Origin of the sequence: Thiomonas delicata (assembly GCF_900088825.1) — a bacterium.
GTDB classification, from domain to species: domain Bacteria; phylum Pseudomonadota; class Gammaproteobacteria; order Burkholderiales; family Burkholderiaceae_C; genus Thiomonas_A; species Thiomonas_A delicata.
This window is the reverse complement of sequence record NZ_LT592171.1, coordinates 1519337-1537808: the sequence shown is the minus strand read 5'-3', so window position 1 is coordinate 1537808 and position 18472 is coordinate 1519337. Positions and strand designations below refer to the sequence as shown.

At 68.0% G+C, this 18472-nt stretch carries 15 protein-coding genes; 9 read left to right on the top strand and 6 right to left on the bottom strand.

Going from position 1 to position 18472, the window contains the following annotated elements; genetic code table 11:
- Positions 1-11 precede the first annotated feature (11 nt).
- The 3 genes from mltB to THIARS_RS16785 all read right to left on the bottom strand — a co-directional run bounded on the left by mltB (position 12) and on the right by THIARS_RS16785 (position 2575).
- On the bottom strand, positions 12-1076 hold the full coding sequence (mltB, locus tag THIARS_RS16795; protein WP_186436730.1) for a lytic murein transglycosylase B: 1065 nt from the start codon (positions 1074-1076) through the stop codon (positions 12-14).
- 118 nt (positions 1077-1194) lie between these two features.
- Positions 1195-2193: a PA2778 family cysteine peptidase gene (locus THIARS_RS16790; protein ID WP_245845962.1), complete on the bottom strand. Its 999-nt coding sequence runs from the start codon at positions 2191-2193 to the stop codon at positions 1195-1197.
- Between the two features lie 4 nt (positions 2194-2197).
- Complete coding sequence (locus tag THIARS_RS16785; RefSeq protein WP_094161885.1) at positions 2198-2575, bottom strand: PA2779 family protein; 378 nt, start codon at positions 2573-2575, stop codon at positions 2198-2200.
- Between the two features lie 291 nt (positions 2576-2866).
- On the opposite strand from THIARS_RS16785, the gene THIARS_RS16780 reads away from it, so the two are divergent.
- Positions 2867-3610: a DUF481 domain-containing protein gene (locus THIARS_RS16780; protein ID WP_186436729.1), complete on the top strand. Its 744-nt coding sequence runs from the start codon at positions 2867-2869 to the stop codon at positions 3608-3610.
- 46 nt (positions 3611-3656) lie between these two features.
- Here the strand turns inward: THIARS_RS16780 and THIARS_RS16775 are convergent, their stop codons facing one another.
- The 3 genes from THIARS_RS16775 to THIARS_RS16765 form a co-directional block, all read right to left on the bottom strand.
- Entirely contained in the window at positions 3657-5735 is a 2079-nt protein-coding gene (locus THIARS_RS16775; RefSeq protein WP_094161883.1) for a transglutaminase TgpA family protein, read from the bottom strand.
- Between the two features lie 4 nt (positions 5736-5739).
- Entirely contained in the window at positions 5740-6807 is a 1068-nt protein-coding gene (locus THIARS_RS16770) for a DUF58 domain-containing protein (protein WP_094161882.1), read from the bottom strand.
- A 102-nt stretch (positions 6808-6909) separates the two neighbouring features.
- Positions 6910-7830 carry an AAA family ATPase gene (locus tag THIARS_RS16765; protein WP_094161881.1) on the bottom strand — a complete coding sequence of 307 codons (921 nt, stop codon included), beginning with the start codon at positions 7828-7830 and terminating at the stop codon, positions 6910-6912.
- 143 nt (positions 7831-7973) lie between these two features.
- On the opposite strand from THIARS_RS16765, the gene THIARS_RS16760 reads away from it, so the two are divergent.
- The 8 genes from THIARS_RS16760 to THIARS_RS16725 all read left to right on the top strand — a co-directional run bounded on the left by THIARS_RS16760 (position 7974) and on the right by THIARS_RS16725 (position 18401).
- The gene (locus THIARS_RS16760; RefSeq protein ID WP_094161880.1) at positions 7974-8909 is read left to right on the top strand and encodes a histone deacetylase family protein; all 936 of its coding nucleotides are present in this window, start codon (positions 7974-7976) and stop codon (positions 8907-8909) included.
- Between the two features lie 170 nt (positions 8910-9079).
- Complete coding sequence (locus tag THIARS_RS16755) at positions 9080-9916, top strand: phosphate/phosphite/phosphonate ABC transporter substrate-binding protein (protein WP_186436728.1); 837 nt, start codon at positions 9080-9082, stop codon at positions 9914-9916.
- Entirely contained in the window at positions 9917-11797 is a 1881-nt protein-coding gene (locus tag THIARS_RS16750; protein ID WP_094161878.1) for a hybrid sensor histidine kinase/response regulator, read from the top strand. It abuts the gene before it with no gap.
- Positions 11794-13143 (top strand): response regulator, encoded by a 1350-nt coding sequence (locus THIARS_RS16745; RefSeq protein ID WP_094161877.1) that lies wholly within the window; start codon positions 11794-11796, stop codon positions 13141-13143. Before THIARS_RS16750 ends, THIARS_RS16745 begins: the two co-directional genes overlap by 4 nt.
- Complete coding sequence (locus THIARS_RS16740) at positions 13140-14375, top strand: EAL domain-containing response regulator (protein ID WP_094161876.1); 1236 nt, start codon at positions 13140-13142, stop codon at positions 14373-14375. The genes THIARS_RS16745 and THIARS_RS16740 overlap by 4 nt, the downstream gene beginning before the upstream one ends.
- A gap of 105 nt (positions 14376-14480) precedes the next feature.
- On the top strand, positions 14481-16124 hold the full coding sequence (locus THIARS_RS16735; protein WP_094161875.1) for an acyl-CoA synthetase: 1644 nt from the start codon (positions 14481-14483) through the stop codon (positions 16122-16124).
- 16 nt (positions 16125-16140) lie between these two features.
- A complete protein-coding gene (locus tag THIARS_RS16730; protein WP_094161874.1) occupies positions 16141-16944 on the top strand; it encodes an enoyl-CoA hydratase in 804 nt (267 codons plus the stop codon).
- A gap of 122 nt (positions 16945-17066) precedes the next feature.
- Complete coding sequence (locus THIARS_RS16725; RefSeq protein WP_094161873.1) at positions 17067-18401, top strand: mechanosensitive ion channel family protein; 1335 nt, start codon at positions 17067-17069, stop codon at positions 18399-18401.
- Positions 18402-18472: the final 71 nt, after the last annotated feature.

Genomic DNA, 18472 nt, shown 5'->3' with positions numbered 1-18472 from the left:
CGCCCTGTGTCTCATCCCTGCGCGGCGGCCATGGCCGCTTGCCCCAGTTCGATCACGGCCAATGCGTAGAAGGCCGAGTGGTTGTAGCGAGTGACGACATAGAAATTGTCGGTACCCAGAATGTAGTCGGGCTTGCTCCCGGCGTTGGGCAGCTGCACCACGGCCAGCTTGCCGGGATAGTCCAGCACGCGCGGCAGCAGCGGCAGGCCTGCGGCGCGCAGTTCCTGCGGCGTGAAGCTCGGCACGATGTCGGGCTCGAGCAATTTTGCCAGGGTCTCGGGTGGAACGTCGCTCGGCACCAGCAGCGGGAAATGCGTGGGCTGGCCGGGCTGCCAGTCGTGGCCTGCCAGGTAGTTGCCGACGCTGCCGATGGCGTCGGCCGGGCTGTTGATGATGTCCACCTTCGTGCCGCCCTCGAAATTCACGGCGTAGCGCAGGATATTGCCCGGCATGAACTGCGGCATGCCGATGGCGCCGGCGTACGAGCCTTTCACCGCAGTGGGGTCGAAGTCGCTTTGGCGGCACCACAGGAAGTAGTCGCCGAGCTGGCTGGCGAAGTAGGCGCTGCGGTCCTTGGGCGCGGCGGCGGGGAAATCCATCGACAACGTGGCCAGCGCGTCGAGCACGCGGAAGTTGCCCATGTGCCGGCCGTAGATGGTCTCGACGCCGAGGATGCCGACGATGATGTGGCGCGGCACGCCGAAACGGGCCTCCGCCTTGCGCAGCCAGACGTCGAACTCCTGCAGGAAGTCCGCCCCGGCGTCGATGCGCACCGGTTCGACGAAGCGGCTGCGGTAGACCTGCCAGTTTTTCTGGCCCGGCTTGCCCGGGATGATGAGCTGGGTCACCGCGGGTTGGAACTGCGCCTGGCCGATCTGGGCGGCAAGCCAGGCGGCGTCCAGCCCGGTTTGCTGCGCAAGCTGGGCTGCGAGTGAGTCCACACGGGGTGAACCCGCGTAGCGCAACGCGGCGCTGGCATCGGCAGTGCCGCTGCTTTCCGCGCGTGCCCGTGGGACCAGCAGCGTGCCGGCCAGCAAGGCGGATGCGTGGTGCACGAAACGGCGGCGGGATGGCATGGGGATGGGGCGGGTGCGGGGCGGGGAACAAACGTGGTGCGCGGCGGGCGGCATGATCTGCGCCCGCGGCCCAGTTTAGTCGCCGGCCGTCAGGCCCCGAGCGGCGCCGACGGCAGCTTCATGGCCGCATCGCTCGCTCGATCTCGGCTTGCGTTTTTTTGTAGACCGCCAACTGAGGGCCGCCCAGGCGTATGGCCTGCGCAATCGTGTCTTGCGCCGCGTGCAGATCCCCCGCGGCAAGCAAGGCCTGGGCCAGGTTGTTGAGCGGATCGCCGTCGTTCGGATGGGCGCGGGAAGCCTGTGCGAAATGGATGGCCGCCCGCGCGTAGTCCTTGCGGGCATACGCCAGGTTGCCGAGGCCCATCATCGCGATCCAGGCATGCGGCCAGCGCTGCAGGGCCGCCGCGTAGGCCTGGCGCGCCGCTTCCGGCGCCACGCGTTCCAGCGGGGCGATGGCGCGCAGCGCGTCGAACTCGGTCACGCCGGCCGGGAACTGCTCGGGTTCGAGCGCGACGAAGCCCCAGCGCTGGCCTTGCGCCCAGGAACGGTCGAACTGGTCGATCGACATCACCAGATCGCGCGCCGTGCTGGAGTGCAGGGTCACGGCGTCGGCGCGCAGGTCATAACCGGTGACGACGGCGAAATGCCAGTCGCCGGATCCCAGTCCCACCTTCTGCAGCACGACGACGGGAATTCCATCGGCCACCTGCGCGAACAAGGCGGAGAGCTTGGGCGCAATGACGTAGGCCACCCGCCCGGCGCGGCGCGTGGCGCCCAGCATGTCGTATTGCAGGGTGCCGTCGAGTTTGGAGGTGTAGACCTGCGGCACGAGTTGTTGCGGCGTGGTCGGGACGCCTGAGAAGCGCAGGACCGAGGCCAGCGAGGCAGGCCCGCAATAACTGCGGTCGTCGGCGTAGAACGGCACGCCCTGCACATGCGCGCTGGCGGGCAGCCCGGCCGGTTGATCGACCAGGGCGCCATGGCTGTATTGCGCCACGTAGGGAGGGCCCGCGCCCGGCAGGGCGCAACCGCCGAGCATGCCGCAGACCAGCAGCGCGGCGGCACCTGGCGCCAGGCGCGCCGCTTGGCCCGGGCGGAAAAGCCGTGGAACCGTCACGCGATCAGACGGCCAGAACCACGAGGATGGCCACCAGCAGGATGATCACCATGTCCTGGAAGCCCAGCGCCCCGGCCGCCGGCATGCTGTTGATCTTGTCGGCCAGCGTGGCCACCTCGGCGTCGCTCAGGGCGGCGATGCGTTGCTGCGACACCTCCTGGCTCAAGCCCATCTGCTCGAGCTTTTTCTGCACATCGGCGCGAGCCAGAAAGTTGTCGACCGTTTGGCGGTCACGTGCCAAGGGGGCATCTTGCCCGTTCCCATTCTGCGCGGTGAGTTGTTGGGTGCCGATCAGTTCTGCTTTCGCGGCAGGGGCGGCGACGAGCAGGCCCACGCTGAGCAGGGTGGTGACGACTTGGCTGGTTAAGCGTTTGGCGTTCATGGCAGACTCCCGGTTGTAGGCGTGAACAAAATCACGGATCCATGCTTGGTCTGTGAATTTTAGCGATTGATAGCGGGCAGGATGCATGGCGCCGCAGGGCCTGCCTGCGGCGCCGTTCGAGTTGAATTCTGAGAGCCATTGCAGTGGCTTGGCGTGGAGGGGCACTGGCGCGGTCGCGTGCCAGGGCCTCGATTCGCACCGCATGTTTTCGATCTGCGGGGGGACCGCAGACACCGTCGGGCATCCGTGCCGATGGTGTCGTTCTGGGTTTCACTTCGGAGGGAAAACACGATGCAGCATGGACCTCAATGGGTCGTTTGTTTCGCCGCCGCGCTCTGCTGCCCGGCCTTCGCCGCCGATCCGGCAGGCGCACCGCCATCGGGCACAGCGGATCATGGCCCGTGGACCGGTTCGGCCGAACTCGGCGGCGTCGCCACCACGGGCAACACCGAGACATCGAGCCTGGACGCCAAGTTCAAGCTGAATTACACCAGCGGGCCGTGGACCGACACCGCGCGGCTGGGAACGCTGCACGTCAGCAGTTCCGGAACGACCACGGCCAACCGGACCTACGGTTCGCTGGACTCCAAATACGCGCTGGCGCCGTCGGATTTCGTTTTCGCCAATCTGCGCGGCACGCACGACCAGTTCTCGGGCTACAGCTACCAGGCCTCGGCTTCCCTCGGCATCGGCCGCCTGCTGGCGCACACCCGGCGGGTGATCCTCAGCACGGAAATCGGCGCCGGTTATCGCCAGTCCAGACTGATCGGAGGGCCGACCGGAAAGGAACCGATTCTCCGCCTGCACGGGAAATTCCAGTACCGTTTCTCACGGAGGGCCCACTTCAGCCAGAAGCTCACGGCCATTGCGGGTAGCCAGAACACCGAGTTGGAGGTTGTCTCGGGGCTGACCACGTCCATCACCGGGGCCTTGGCGCTGAAGGTGTCGTATACCGTCCTGCACAACTCGAAGGTTTCTGCGGGGCTGAAAAAAACCGACACATTCACCTCGATCAACCTGGTCGACCATTTCTAGTGACCCGGAGCGCCTCGGCCGAAACCGATCGGGCCCGGCGCGCGGTTCAAGGGATTGGCCGCCAGCGCCTGACGGCGCGCCGGAGTTGGGCCAGGCGCTGGCGTTGCGTCCTCGCTTGCGATGGGGCGGCATAGCGCCAGCGCTCGAGGTCTTGCAGCAGCGCGCAAGCCGAGGCGACGGCTCCAGGCGGCAGCGCGCTGCGCCGCACCCGTGCGGCCAGCGTGAGGGGCGCGTCCGCCGGCGTGCCGGCGATGCCGTACTCGCCCAGGCGCTTGCGCAGCCGCGCATAGGCGTCGCTCCAGGGGTCGGTCCTGCGGCGCTCCCACACCAGCAGAAGGCCCATGACGCTGACGGCAAGGCTGAGCGCGGCAAGGGTCAAAGCCGAGAGCTGGCGCCAGTCGGGCTGGTTCATGCCGAGTTTGCGCAACAGGGCGTACTGGCGGGCCTGGCCGTAGTCCAGAATCCACTGATTCCAGCTGTTGTTGAGCGCGTCGCCCAGATTGCGCAGGCGCAGCAGCAGGGCGGTATCGCGCGGGCCGAAGGCGGCAACGCCCAGCAGCGGTTCGCGCGCGGCCAGGGTCTGGCCGCTGCGGTCGACGCGGGCGGGATCGACCATGGCCGTCGGATCGGCGCGCAGCCAGCCGCGGCCCGCCACCCAGTATTCGGCCCAGGCGTGGGCGTCGCTCTGGCGCACCACCCAGGTGTGGTCGATGGGATTCTCGCGTCCACCCTGGTAGCCGGTGACGACCCGCGCCGGAATGCCTGCCGCGCGCATGAGCACGACGAAAGCCTGGGCGTAGTGCTCGCAGAAGCCGACGCGGCGGTCGAACAGGAAGTCGTCGACCTGGTTTCGTCCCGGGTAGGGGCCGGGATCGAGGGTGTAGCGAAAAGGTTCGCGGCGGAACATCTGCAAGGCCGCCTGCGCCACCTGCAGCGGGCCGCCCCCTTCGGCCTGGGCCTTGCGCGCGAGTCGCTCGCCGAGCGCGACCGTGCGCGGGTCGTCGCCCGGCGGAAGTTCGAGATCGGCTTCGAAATGCCGGCTCAAGGTGCGCGGGCCATAGCTGAATTGTGGGTAGGAGGTGAGGTCGTAACGGGTGAGCTGGGTGATGGGGTGGTTGGCGCGCAACTGCAGGTCCGACAATTGATAGACCTCGGTTTGCGGTTGGCCGCGCAGCGTGGGGGCGCCTTCGGCCGCGTCCAGCGCGAAGACGAAGGGCTGTTGCGAGGGCTGCATCGTGATGGTGTAGCGCACGCCAGGGCCTTGCGTGCGCAGCTTGCGCGGCGGGTCGTAGCCTGGGCGCAGTTCCAGCGGCGTCACGGGCAGCGGACTCCACTGCTGGCCGTTGAACAGGGTGAGCACCGGGCCGCGCCAGTACAGCTCGCGTTCCGGCGGGCGCGGGCCGTGGAACTTGACGCGGAAGGCGACGCTGTCGTCGCGCGCCAGGCTGGCGATGGAGCCGGCGTCCATGCGGTCGGTCAGGCCGGTGGCGCTTCCCGCCGAGCTGGGCAGGGCCCACAGCGGCCCCGCGAAGCGGGGAAACAGCAGGAACAGCACCACCATGGCCGGCGTGCCGAAAGCTAGCAGCTTGAGCGTGAGGCCGAAGCGCTGGCGCAGCGGCGGCTCGCCGGCGGGCAGGTTGGCGTTGATCAGGGCGGTGATCCAGCCGGCGGTGGCCAGCAGCATCCAGCCTGCCGTGAAGGCGGATTGCGAGTACAGGAAATTCGCCGAAACGCCGAAGAAGCCGACGTAGAACAGCACATAGGTGTCGCGCCGGTTGCGGGTTTCCAGGGCCTTCAGACCCAGCAGCAGACTCACCAGCGCGATGCCGGGATCGCGTCCGAAGATGGTGCGAAACTGCCACAGCGTCAGGCCGGCGCCGGCGATGAGCAAGGCCGCCAGCATCCAGCGCGCCGGCAGCGGGCGGCTGCGCCAGGCCAGGACCGCGCGCCAGGCCAGCAGGGCGGCCGCGCCGAGGCCTGCCCACGGCGGCAGGTGGGGCGTCAACGGCACGAGGGTGATGCCCGCCACCGCGAGCAGGAACAAAGTGTCGCGCGCGTCGCGCGGCAGGCCGCGCAATTGCGCCAGCCAGCGGCGAGGAAGCTTGGAACCTCGTGCGGCCTGCATGGCTTCAGGACGAGGCGCTTGCCTGCCCGCTTGCCTGCCCATAAGTCGCCAGCACGCGCAGGCAGCGGCGCGTGTGCGCGGCGCCGCTGCCCGGCGCGATTTCATGTCCGGGCAGACGCAGGCCGAAGGGCTGGGGGTTGCGCTGTGCGGCCAGCACCCAGGCGCACAGGCGCGACAGGCGCGCCTCCAGGGCTTGCGTCGCGGGCAGGTCGTTCCAGTCCAGCCAGCGCTCGGGCAGGGCGGTGGCGGGCGTGGCGGTGCGCACGATGAGGTCGTCCGCGTTCGTCTTTTTCCAGACCACGTGGCGCAGCGGGTCGCCGCGGCGGTAGGTGCGCAGGTCGTCGAGTTCGTCGCCCGGCGTCAGGCGCGCGATGTTCTGGCCTTCACTGCGGACATGCCGTTGCGCGGGCAGCGCAGGCGCCGGCGTTTCGGGGGCGGGATAGACCCAGATCGACGCGCCTGGCCGCCACACGCTCCAGGCCCGCCAGAGGCCCAGCGGATAGCGGCTTTCGACCACCAGCCGTGGCCAGGGTTGATGCCCGCGTGCCCGCGGGGTCCAGGGCAGGGCGAAGTCCAGGGTGGTGTCGCGGCCGACGTCCACGGCATGGAAGCCCTGGCCGTCGGGCGCCGCCAGCAGGCCCCAGCGCTGCCGGCCGGGACTGTGCAGTTGCAGGCGCAGCGCGGCGGGCTGGCCCGCGTAGAACACGGCGTCGTCGGACAGGCGGGCTGCCAGCGCCAAGCCGCGCACATTGTTGTGGGTGACGTGCAGCGAGGCCAGGGCGCTGCCCGCCAGCAAGAAGGTGAGCAGATAGCCGAGGTTGAGCTGGTAGTTGATCGCGGCCACCAGCAGCACCAGCAGCGTGAGGGCGAAGAACCAGCCGGCGCGCGTGGGCAGGATGTAGACGTTGCGGTGGCTGAGCAGGGTCTGGGCGCCGGGGTCGTGCCGCTGCTGCGCCCAGCGGGCAAAGCGCTCGCGCAGGCCACCGGCGGGCGACAGGCCCCGGTTGCGCAAGAGCCCAGTCGCGGGGCGCCCTCGGGGCTGGCTCAAGGCGGAAGCCGCGGGCTTGGTCATGCCGGTTTCCCGGCGCTTTGGGGGGCGCGGGCCGGCATGCCGTATGCACCGGCGTGCGTGGCAGGCAGCGCGACTCGCCGGCGCATGTCGGGCACCCGTCGGCTAGATGCCGATCTGCCTCAGCAGTTCGGCGACCTGCGCCTGCACGGCGTCGCGCGTCGAACCGGCCTCGGCCGTCGGGCGCAGGCGATGCACGCACACGGCGGGCAGCACGGCCTGCACGTCCTCGGGGCTGCAGTAGTCGCGTCCCTGCAGCAGGGCGTGGGCGCGTGTGGCGCGCAGCAGCGCGAGGCCGGCGCGGGGGCTGAGTCCCTCGGAGAAGCGGCGGGTGTCGCGCGTCGCGGCGAGCAGGCGCTGGACATAGTCCACCAAGGCGTCGGCGACGTGCACCGCCTGCGCCTGCTCCTGCAGCTGCGCCAGGCTGGCGGTGTCCAGAAGGGCGGGAAGGCGGGCCAGCAGCGTGCGGCGATCCTCGCCCAGCAGCAGCGCGCGCTCGGCGCCGGCATCCGGGTAGCCGAGCGACAGGCACATCAGGAAGCGGTCGAGCTGGGATTCGGGGAGCGCATAGGTGCCGCGCTGGTCGTGCGGGTTTTGCGTGGCGATGACGAAGAACGGCGAGGGCAGCGCGCGGGTGTTGCCGTCGATGGTGACCTGGCGTTCTTCCATGGCTTCGAGCAGGGCGCTCTGGGTCTTGGGCGGGGCGCGGTTGATCTCGTCGGCCAGCAGCACCTGGGTGAACACCGGGCCGGGGTGGAAGGTGAACTGGCCGCTGGCGCGCTCGATGACCGTCATGCCGAGCAGGTCGCCGGGCATGAGGTCCGCGGTGAACTGCACGCGCGAGAATTCCAGGCCGAAGGTGCGCGCCAGGGTATGGGCCAGGGTGGTCTTGCCGACACCCGGCAGGTCCTCGATCAGCAGGTGGCCGCCGGCGAGCAGGCAGCACACCGCAAGCTCGGCCTGGGCGTGCTTGCCGACCAGCACGCTGTCGATCTGCGCGACCAGGGCGGCGAGTTGGGGGTTCATGGATGGTGGAATGCGGTTTGATCCGCGGTAGCACAATACAAACACCATTGTGCCTTCGGCGCGGCGGCGCGCGTGGCCGAGGGCCAGACGGCCGGATTTTCCGCCCGCTGCGTTGCGATGCACGAGGCGAACGAGGAGACCGTATGCGCACCGGGTACTACACCCACCCTGATTGCAGGCTGCACGAAATGGGCATGCACCACCCTGAATGCCCGCAGCGCCTGGCCGCCATCGACGACCAGCTGATCGCGTCCGGCCTCGACTGGGTGCTTCAGCGCCCCGGCGACATTCCGCTGGCCAGCGAGCAGGCGATGCAGCTGGCGCACTCCGCGCTGCACGTCGCCGAGTTGCGCGAGAAGGGGCAAGTCGAGGATGGCTATGCCTGGATCGATCCCGACACGCTGATGAACCCGCACACCTGGCAAGCCATCCGGCGCGCCGCGGGCGCCGCCATCGCCGCCACCGACGCCGTGCTGGACGGCGTGCTCGACAACGCCTTCTGCGCCGTGCGCCCGCCCGGCCACCATGCAATGCGCGCGCAGGCCATGGGCTTTTGCTTCATCAACAACGTGGCCGTCGCCGCACGCCACGCTCTCGACGTGCGCGGACTGTCCCGCGTGGCCATCGTCGATTTCGACGTGCATCACGGCAATGGCACCGAGGATATTTTTTCCGGCGACGAGCGCGTGCTCATGACGAGCTTTTTCCAGCACCCTTTCTATCCGTTCTCCGGCACCGAGCATCCCGCGGCCAATATGCTCAACGTGCCGCTTCCGGCCTACACCGGCGGCGCGCGGGTGCGCGAAGTGGTGCAGAACCAGTGGTTGCCGCGCCTGCGCGGGTTCGAGCCGCAGATGCTGTTCATCTCCGCCGGCTTCGACGCCCACCGCGACGACGACCTCGGCCAGATGGGCCTGGTGGAGGCCGACTACGCCTGGATCACCCGCGTCCTGCACGAGTTTGCCGCGCAATGCTGCGGCGGGCGCATCGTGTCCTGCCTGGAAGGCGGCTATAACCTGGGCGCATTGGGCCGCAGCGCGGCCGCGCATATCCGGGTCCTGGTAGGGGTCGACGCGTAGCCGCGCCGCGTGCAAGCGCGGGGTTGTTTCCCGGCGCGAACCGGATGCCGGATATCCCGGCCAAACGGCAGAATTTGTCATGGTTATTCGTCCATCGCTGGCAACGTGCGACGTTGCGTCGTCGTATTCTGGTGCGGTCTGGCGATATTGACAGCTTTCTGGGAGAAGGAATGAGATCTTGGCTGCGGGCGTTTCTGTTGGCGGTTTCGGCCTGGGGCGCCAGCATGGCGGCCGGGCAAGCGGCGGAGCCGACGTTCACGGTCGCCGTGGTTCCCCAGTTCGCGCCGGTGCGGGTCTACCAGGATTGGCAGCCTCTGCTGGATCGCCTCGAACAGGTCACGGGCTATCACTTCAAGCTGCTCGCCTACGCGAAGATTTCCGACTTCGAGGCGGCCTTGCTCAAGGGCGTTCCGGATCTCGCCTACGTGAATCCCTACGACATGGTGATGGCCAGGCAGGAGCAGGGTTACCGGCCCCTCGTGCGCGACAGCCGATTGCTCAACGGCATCCTGGTGGTGCGGCGCGATTCGCCCATCACGGCGTTGAGCCAGCTCAATGGCAAGACCCTGGCCTTTCCGGCAGCGAATGCTTTCGGGGCCTCGCTCCTGATTCGCGTCGAACTTGCGGACAAGCATCTGGATATCAGGCCTGAATATGTCGGCAGCCATCAAAACGTCTACCGCGCCGTCGCGCTGGGCGAGGCGGCCGCCGGCGGCGGGATCAAGGAAACCCTCGCCAGGGAGCCCGCGGCATTGCAGTCGCAGTTGCGGATTCTCTACACCACGCCGGGGGTGCCGCCACATCCGCTGGCGGCCAGTCGACGCGTGACGCAGGCCGAGGGGCAAAAGCTCGTGGCCGCGCTGCTGGCGCTGCGCGGCACTGCCGGAGGCCGCCGCCTGCTCGACGCCACGTTCTTGAACGACCCGGTGAGGGCTGATTTCGCGCGGGACTACGCGCCCCTGGAAAAGCTCGGCATCCAGCGCTTCATCGTCAACCCCGCGCCCTGAATGGACAACATCGCATCCGGCGCGGTTGGCCAGCGCGAAGCCTGGGTCCGGCGCCTGCTTCCCAGGCATTTCAACATCCAACTGCTCCTGCTGTCGGCGATTCTCGTCCTCGCCAATCTGGCCGGCGTGATGTCCTACATCGTGTCCGAATTCATTGGTTTCAGACGGGCCGACACACAGGCGCAAATCCATGCGGTCGCCGAAAACCTGGCCCTGGGCGCGGCGCCGCTGATTCTGACCCGCGACTACGGTTCGATCGAACAACTGCTGGAGAGCGCGGCCGATTATCCCGGCGTGCGCTCCCTGACCCTGGTCGATCGCCAGCATCGCATTCTGGGCCAGGTTCTGCGCGAGCCCGGCGGCACCGCCCGGGCCGTGTATGGCGAGGGTGTTTTGACGCCGCCGCAGGCCGGCGGGAGCCGCGCCGCCTGGATCTATGCGCCCGACAACTTCGGCCCGGGTCTGCCGAAGGACTTGCGGGCGGCGTCGCTCGTGCTCTGGCATCCCATCGAGCGGGGCAAACTGGGATGGCTGCGCATGGAGGTCTCGACCACGGACATTCCGGCCCAGGCCACCCGCTTGATCGTGAACAGCGGCCTGTTTCTGCTGCTGTTCGTCGTGCTCGATACCGCGCTGCTGTATGCGCTGATCAGGCCGACGCTGAACGCCCTGGTACGCGCGACCCGCTTCGTTCAGGGCCTGGGCGACGTCAGCGGCCAGCAGATGCGGGTGTCGACCGCCAATGTCGAGATCGAGACGCTGGGCCGCACCCTCAACCGCACCTCGGCGCGGCTGCAGGCCCAGGAGGACGCGCTCAAGGCCAGCCAGATCCAGATCGCCGCGGTGGTCGAAAACCTCGCCGACGGCATCATCACCATCGACGCCAATGGAACCGTCCTGATGGTCAATTCCGCGCTGTGCCGCCTGCTTGGATACGCCCGCGAGGAATTGGTGGGCGGCAATGTTTCATCCCTGATGCCAGAGCCGTACCGCACGGCGCATGACGGCTATCTCGACCGCTACCTCGAGACCGGCCAGGCGCGCATCATCGGGTTCGGACGCGAAGTGACCGCCCAGCACAGGGATGGCAGCATCGTCCCGGTGCAACTGGCGGTGAACCAGTACAGGATCGGCGAACAGCGCTACTTCGTGGGCGTCATGCACGATCTGCGCGGCCACAAACGCCTGATCGGCGAGTTGCAGCAGGCACGCGACACGGCGCTGGAGGCCAGCCGCGCAAAGTCGGATTTCCTGGCCGCGATGAGCCATGAGATCCGCACGCCGCTCAACGGCGTCATCGGCATGCTGGATCTGCTGCGGCAGACCAGCCTCGACGGACAGCAGGCCAAGATGGCCGAGATCATTCACGATTCGGCGCATACCCTGTTGAACATCATCAACGACATCCTGGACCTGTCCAAGATCGAGGCCGGCAAGCTGGAATTCGCGCCCGAGCCGTTCTGCGTCGAGGACATGGTCGAGGCCGTGTGCATGCTGGAGCAGCCGGTGGCCATGAAGAAAGGGGTGGAACTCACGCTTTTCGTCGACCCGCGCATTCCACGGCTTGCTTCCGGCGATGCGCTGCGCATCCGGCAGGTGCTGACGAATCTGGTCAACAACGCGATCAAGTTCTCCAGCGGCCTGGAGCGCGCTGCGCAGGTCGCCTTGCGCATCCAGCTGATGATGGAGGAGGACGGCCGGGTCTGGGTCGAATGCATCGTGCGCGACAATGGCATCGGCATGAGCGCGGCGACCCAGAACAAGCTGTTCCAGCCCTTCGAGCAGGCCGATGCCAACACGACCAAGCGCTACGGCGGCACCGGTCTGGGGCTGGCGATCTGCCACCGCCTCACGAGCATGATGGGGGGCGGATTTCCGTGATCAGCGCCCCCGACCGGGGCAGCGCGTTCACCGTCATCCTGCCGCTCGGAAAACTGGAGCAAGCGCCCGAGCCGCCGTCGCCCGTGGCCGGGTTGTCCTGCTTGGTCATCGGCCCGCAGGCCGGCATGGCGGCCGACATCGCGCTGCATCTGCAGCAGGCCGGGGCCGATGTGCTGCGTGCGCCGGATCTGGATGCCTTGCGCGCGTTTCCCAAGCCGCTTCCCGCCCTGTGGGTCTGGGTGTTGGAGTTCACCGGTGTTCCCGACCTGGCCAATATGCGCGACGCGGCGCATCAGATCCACGGCGCGGATCTGAATTTCTTGCTGGTGCAGCACCTGTCGATCAACCGCGGCCGGCGCCTCAAGCCCAGGCGGCTGGCGCACGACGTGGTGCAGGTCGATGGCAACCTGCTCACCCGCCGGCGCATCCTGGAGGCGGTGGCGGTCGCCGCGGGGCGCGCGGTGGCGGAAGAGCTGCCCACGATTCAGGCCCAGCGCGGCAGGGCGGTGCAGGCGCCATCCCGCGAGGAAGCGCAGCGCCAAGGGCGGCTCATTCTCGTGGCCGAGGACAACGAGGTCAATCAACTCGTCATTCGCTCCCAGCTGGAGATCATCGGGCTGGCCGCAGACCTGGTTCCCAATGGGCAACTGGCCCTGGAGCGTTGGGCCAGCGGCCAGTACGGGCTGGTGCTCAGCGATCTGCACATGCCGGTGATGGACGGCTATCAGTTCGCCGCCGCCGTGCGCGAGCAGGAGGCGCGCAGGATTCTGGCGCGCACGCCGATCGTGGCCTTGTCGGCCGCGGCCCAGCGGGGCGAGGCCGAGCGCTGCAGGGCGGCGGGCATCGACGACTATTTGTCCAAGCCCGTTTCGATCGAGCGCCTCAAGGAGACGCTGGAGAAATGGCTGCCGCCCGTCCAGTCCGAGACTCAGGTCCGCAGCGGGGAGCCGGCGCAGGGCGGGAACCGAGCAACAAACGTTCATCTCGATCTCGACGTGCTCAAAGCCCTGGTTGGCGATGACGCGGACCTGATCGCGACGCTGCTGCAGGAGTTCCGGCTGCGCAGCGTGCCGACCGCCGACGCCCTGGTGTCGGGGTTTGCCGAGGGACGGCTGGAGGATGTCGGCTTTCACGCGCACAAGCTCAAATCCTCGGCGCGCAGCGTCGGGGCCCTGGCTCTGGGCGAGGCATGCAGGCAGTTGGAGGCGGCCGGGAAATCGGGCGATCGAGAGAAGGTCGCGACCCTTTTACCGGGATTCGAGGACGAACTCGACGCCGTTCTGGAGGCGGTGGATCGGTGCATGGCTGATCTGGCCATGAAAGGCAAGGAGGGAAACACAAGATGACGGACATGACAAGCACGCGCATCCTCATTCTCGACGACGATCCTTTCATGCTCAAACTCTTGAGCACGATGCTGACCCAGTTCGGGTATTCGCAGGTGAGGGGCGTTGAGAACGGTGCCGAGGCGCTGGAGTTGTGCGGCGCGCCCGAATCCCGGCCCGACTTGATCCTGCTCGACATCAACATGCCGGGCATGGACGGCGTGGAGTTCGTGCGCCATTTGGCCACTTGCGGGTACCGGGGATGCCTGATTCTCGTCAGCGGCGAAGACACCGTGATGCTGCAAGCCACCGAGCGGCTGGCGCGCAACCAGCAGTTGCGCGTGGTGGGGGCATTGCCCAAGCCGCCCTCGCGCGACAAGCTCAACGACTTGCTTGGCCTATGTGACAACGAGGTGCGCGCCAAGGCCAAGACGGCCCGCAAGACTTATGGCCGCGACGAGGTCGCGGCGGCCATCGCGCAAGGGCAAATCATCAACTACTACCAACCCAAGGTGGTGGTGGAGACCGGGGCGTTTCTTGGCGTGGAAACCCTGGCGCGCTGGATGCATCCCCATGACGGCCTGGTGTTTCCCGACCAGTTCATTGCAGTGGCCGAGGAGCATGGCCTGATCCAGGATCTCACGCGCGCCGTGGTCAAAGGCGCGCTCAACCAGACCCGGAGCTGGACCCAGGCGGGTTTGCCCTTGCAGGTGGCCATCAACGTGTCGATGCAGGATCTGGGGCAGATCGACTTCGCCGACTGGGTGGTGCTGCAGGCGCTGGCAAGCGATGTGCAGCCGCGGCAGCTGGCGCTGGAATTGACCGAGAGCGGTCTGATGCATGAACTGTCCACCGCGCTCGACGTGCTCACGCGCTTGCGGCTCAAGCGTTTTTGCCTGTCCATCGACGACTTCGGCAACGGCTATTCCTCGCTGGTGCAGCTTCGCGACCTGCCGTTCGATCAGCTCAAGATCGACTACGGGTTCACGCATAACGCCTGGCAGGATCCCAAATTGAGGGCGATTTTCGAGGCCAGCCTGAATCTCGCCAAGCAGCTCGGCATGGAAGTCGTCGCCGAAGGCGTGGAAGACAAGCAGGATTGGTTTTTCCTGCAGACCACGGGATGCGACATCGCGCAGGGGTATTTCATCGCCCGGCCCATGCCCGCCGATGCGGTGTTGGGATGGAGCAAGGACTGGCAGCGCCGTCTCGTGGAGGAGCGCCTGGTGGGCGGCGCAAGCCCTCCCGCTTGACTGCCGTGCTGTCTTGCCTGTGCTGCAGCGCGCGCTTGGCATACATTGTGGGGAAAGTCCGGCGCTCGACGCCGGTCCGCTGCAAGAGACAAGCAGGAGACAATCATGCATGACGCCGACTTGACCCCCAACGCGGCCAACCACGCGCCGCTCACGCCGCTCATTTTTCTCGACCGCGCCGCCGACGTGTATCCGCGCCGCACGGCCATCGTGCACGGGGCCTTGCGCCAGACCTGGGGCGAGACGCGCGAGCGCTGTCGCCGCCTGGCTTCGGCGCTCCTGCGCCGGGGCTTGCAGCGCGGGGACGTGGTCGCCGTCATGCTGCCCAACGTGCCGGCGATGGTCGAGGCGCATTTCGGCGTGCCGCTGGCCGGCTTGGTGCTCAACGCGTTGAATACCCGGCTGGATACCGAGTCCCTGGCCTACATGCTCGCGCACGGCGGCGCCCGCGCCGTGCTGGTGGACCCGGAACTGGCCGGGGTGATGCGCAGCGCGGTGGAGCTGGCCGTGCAGCAGGGCCTGCCCGCGCCGCTGGTGGTGGACGTCGCGGAGGCGCAGTTCGATGTGGCCGGCCCACGCATCGGCAGCCTGGACTACGAGGCGCTGCTGGCCGAAGGTGACAGCGCCGACGCCTTGCCGGGCGTGGGCGACGAGTGGGACTCCATCGCCTTGAACTACACCTCCGGCACCACCGGCAAGCCCAAGGGCGTCGTGTACTCGCACCGCGGCGCCTACGCCAACGCCGTGTCCAACATCCTCGAATGGGACATGCCCAAGCACCCGGTCTATCTGTGGACCCTGCCGATGTTCCACTGCAACGGCTGGTGCTTTCCCTGGACCGTGGCGGCGCGCGCCGGCGTCAACGTCTGCCTGCGCAAGGTGGAGGCGCAGGCCATCTTCGAGCGCATCCGCAGCGAGGGCGTCACGCACTACTGCGGCGCGCCCATCGTGCACAACCTGCTGGTCAACGCCCCGGCCGAGTTGAAGACCGGCATTGCGCAGACCGTGCGCGCCATGGTGGCCGGCGCGGCGCCGCCGGCGGCCATGATCGAAGGCCTGCATGGCATGGGCTTCGAACTCACCCATGTGTACGGCCTCACCGAGGTGTACGGCCCCGCCTCGGTGTGCGCCTGGCAGGCCGACTGGGATGATCTGCCGCTGTCCGAGCGGGCGCGCCTGAACGCGCGCCAGGGGGTGCGCTACCACCTGCAGGACGGCACCACGGTGCTCGATCCCGGCACCATGCAGCCGGTGCCGCACGACGGCGAGACCATGGGCGAGGTGATGTTCCGCGGCAACATCATGATGAAGGGCTATCTGGCCAACCCGCAGGCCACCGCGGCGGCCTTCGCCGGCGGCTGGTTCCACACCGGCGACCTCGCCGTGGTGGACCCCGACGGCTATATCAAGATCAAGGACCGCAGCAAGGACATCATCATCTCGGGCGGGGAGAACATCTCCAGCATCGAGGTGGAGGATGTGCTGTATCGCCATCCCGCGGTGATGGTGGCCGGCGTGGTGGCCATGCCCGACCCGAAGTGGGGCGAGACGCCTTGCGCCTTCGTCGAACTCAAGCCGGGCGCCCAAGCCGCCGAGGAAGACATCATCGATTTCTGCAGGAAGCACCTGGCCGGCTTCAAGGTGCCGCGCCGGGTGGTGTTCGGCGAGATGCCGAAGACCTCCACCGGGAAGATCCAGAAGTACACCCTGCGCGCGCGGGCTCGTTCGCGCGACGCCATCGACGTCTGATGCAAGGAAGACCATCATGAATGCCGCGATGCAAACCTCCGACACAACCCTGGTGCTGAATTCGCGCGACGCGCGCGGCGTCGTCACCCTCACCCTCAACCGCCCGCAGGCGTTCAACGCCCTGTCCGACGCGCTGCTCGCGGCGCTGCAGGCCGAGCTGGACGCCTTGCGCGACGACCGCTCCGCGCGCGTGGTCGTGATCCAGGGCGCCGGCCGCGCCTTCTGCGCCGGGCACGACCTGAAAGAAATGCGCGCCGAACCCAGCCTCGACAAAAGCGGCGACTTGTTCGCGCGTTGCAGCAAGGTCATGCTCTCGCTGCTGGCGCTGCCGCAGCCGGTGATCGCCAAGGTGCATGGCATCGCCACTGCGGCCGGGTGCCAGCTCGTGGCGCAGTGCGATCTGGCGGTGGCGGCGGCGGACGCGCGCCTGGCCGTTTCGGGCATCAACGTCGGTCTGTTCTGCTCCACGCCCAGTGTGGCGCTGGCGCGCAACGTGCCGCGCAAGGTGGCGATGGAAATGCTGCTGACCGGCGATTTCATCGATGCGCAAACCGCGCGGCAATGGGGCCTGGTCAACCGTGTCGCCGCGCCAGAGAACCTGGACGCCGAGGTGGACAAGCTGGTGCAGAGCATCCTGGCCAAGCCGGCCGAGGCCATCGCCATCGGCAAGGCGCAGTTCTACCGGCAGATCGAAATGGGCATCGCCGCCGCCTACCAGCTTGCCGGGCAGTCCATGGCGTGCAATTTCATGGACGAGGCCGCGCTCGAAGGCGTGCAGGCCTTCATCGACAAGCGGCCGCCGGCCTGGCGCCAGGCCTGAGCCGAGGCGCGGCGGCGCGGCGCCCCGGCGGGGGCGTTCGGCCTGCCATCGCCTACGATACCGTGCCACTTTCGCCGCGCGCAGCTTCGCCGCGGACGCTGCCCGACATTGCCTGACCTTCCATGCGCTCTCCGCTACTCGAAGCTCTTCTTCACCACCCCTGGACCCAACTACGCTGGCAATTGCTGGTGATTCTCGGCGTGCTCGTGCTGGCGCTGGCGGTGGGCATGTGGCTGGAGCGGCGCTTCATGCAGGCGGCGCATTGGCGCGACGCGCTGCGCGTGGCGCTGGGCCACGGGGTCGGCCTGCCTGCCGTCGCCCTGCTGTTGCTGCAATTCGTGCGCCATGGCTCGCCGCTGCTGCTGCGCGCGCCGCTGCTCAAGCTGGCGCTTCCGGTGTTGGCGGTCTGGCTGCTGGTGCGCGTGGCCGCGCGGGTATCCCATCGGCTGTACCCGCGCAGCGAACCCATCGGCTTCCTGGTGCGCGGCCTGAGCTGGATGGCCTGGCTCGGCCTGCTGCTCTATCTGAGCGGCGCGCTGCCGGAGATCGTCGAGGCGCTCGACGCCGTGTCGCTGCACATCGGCAACCAGCGCCTCACGGGCTGGACCCTGCTGCGCGGCATCGTCTCCATTGTCGTGACCCTGGTGCTGGCCTTGTGGGTGTCGTCGCTGTTGGAGAGCCGTCTGCTGCTGTCGCCGCTCGACATCAACCTGCGCCTGGTGCTGTCGCGCCTGATCCGCGCCGCCATTTTCACCACGGCGCTGCTGGTGGGGCTGCAGATGGTGGGCATCGATCTGACCGTGCTCGGCGTGTTCGGTGGCGCCCTCGGCGTCGGCCTGGGTCTGGGCCTGCAGCGCATCGCGGCGAACTACGTGTCGGGCTTCGTCATCCTGCTGGAGCGCAGCTTGCGCGTCGGCGACAACGTGCGCCTCGACCCCGGCTTCCAGGGCAAGATCCTCGACATCAAGACCCGCTACACCGTGGTGCGCAGTTCGGGTGGCACCGAGTCCATCGTGCCGAACGAGATGCTCATTTCCAATCGCATCGAGAACCTGTCGTACACCGATCCGAATGTGTGGATGTCCACCACCGTGTCGGTGGGCTACGACAGCGACCTGGATACGGTGCTGCCGCTCATCCGCGAGGCCGCCGCCGCCGTGCCGCGCATCCTGCGCGATCCGGCGCCAAGCGCCGTGTTGAGCAACTTCGGCGCGGACGGGCTGGAAATCACCCTCGGCTACTGGATCGCCGATCCCGAGAACGGAACCTTGAACGTGCGCGGCGCGGTGAACCTGGCGATCTGGCACGCGCTCAAGAGCAACAGCGTGGACATTCCGTTTCCGCAGCGCGTGCTGCGCTGGGCTCCCGGGCAAGGCTCGGTTGCGCCGGCGGCGCAAGCGGCCCTGGCCGAGCAGGGACCGGGCGCGGCGGCACACATGCCCGGCGATGGGGCTTGATCCGACGGGCGTTCTGTCGATACACTGGCAAAATAGAACGATCGTTCGATTCCCGTGCTGGCCGAAGATCC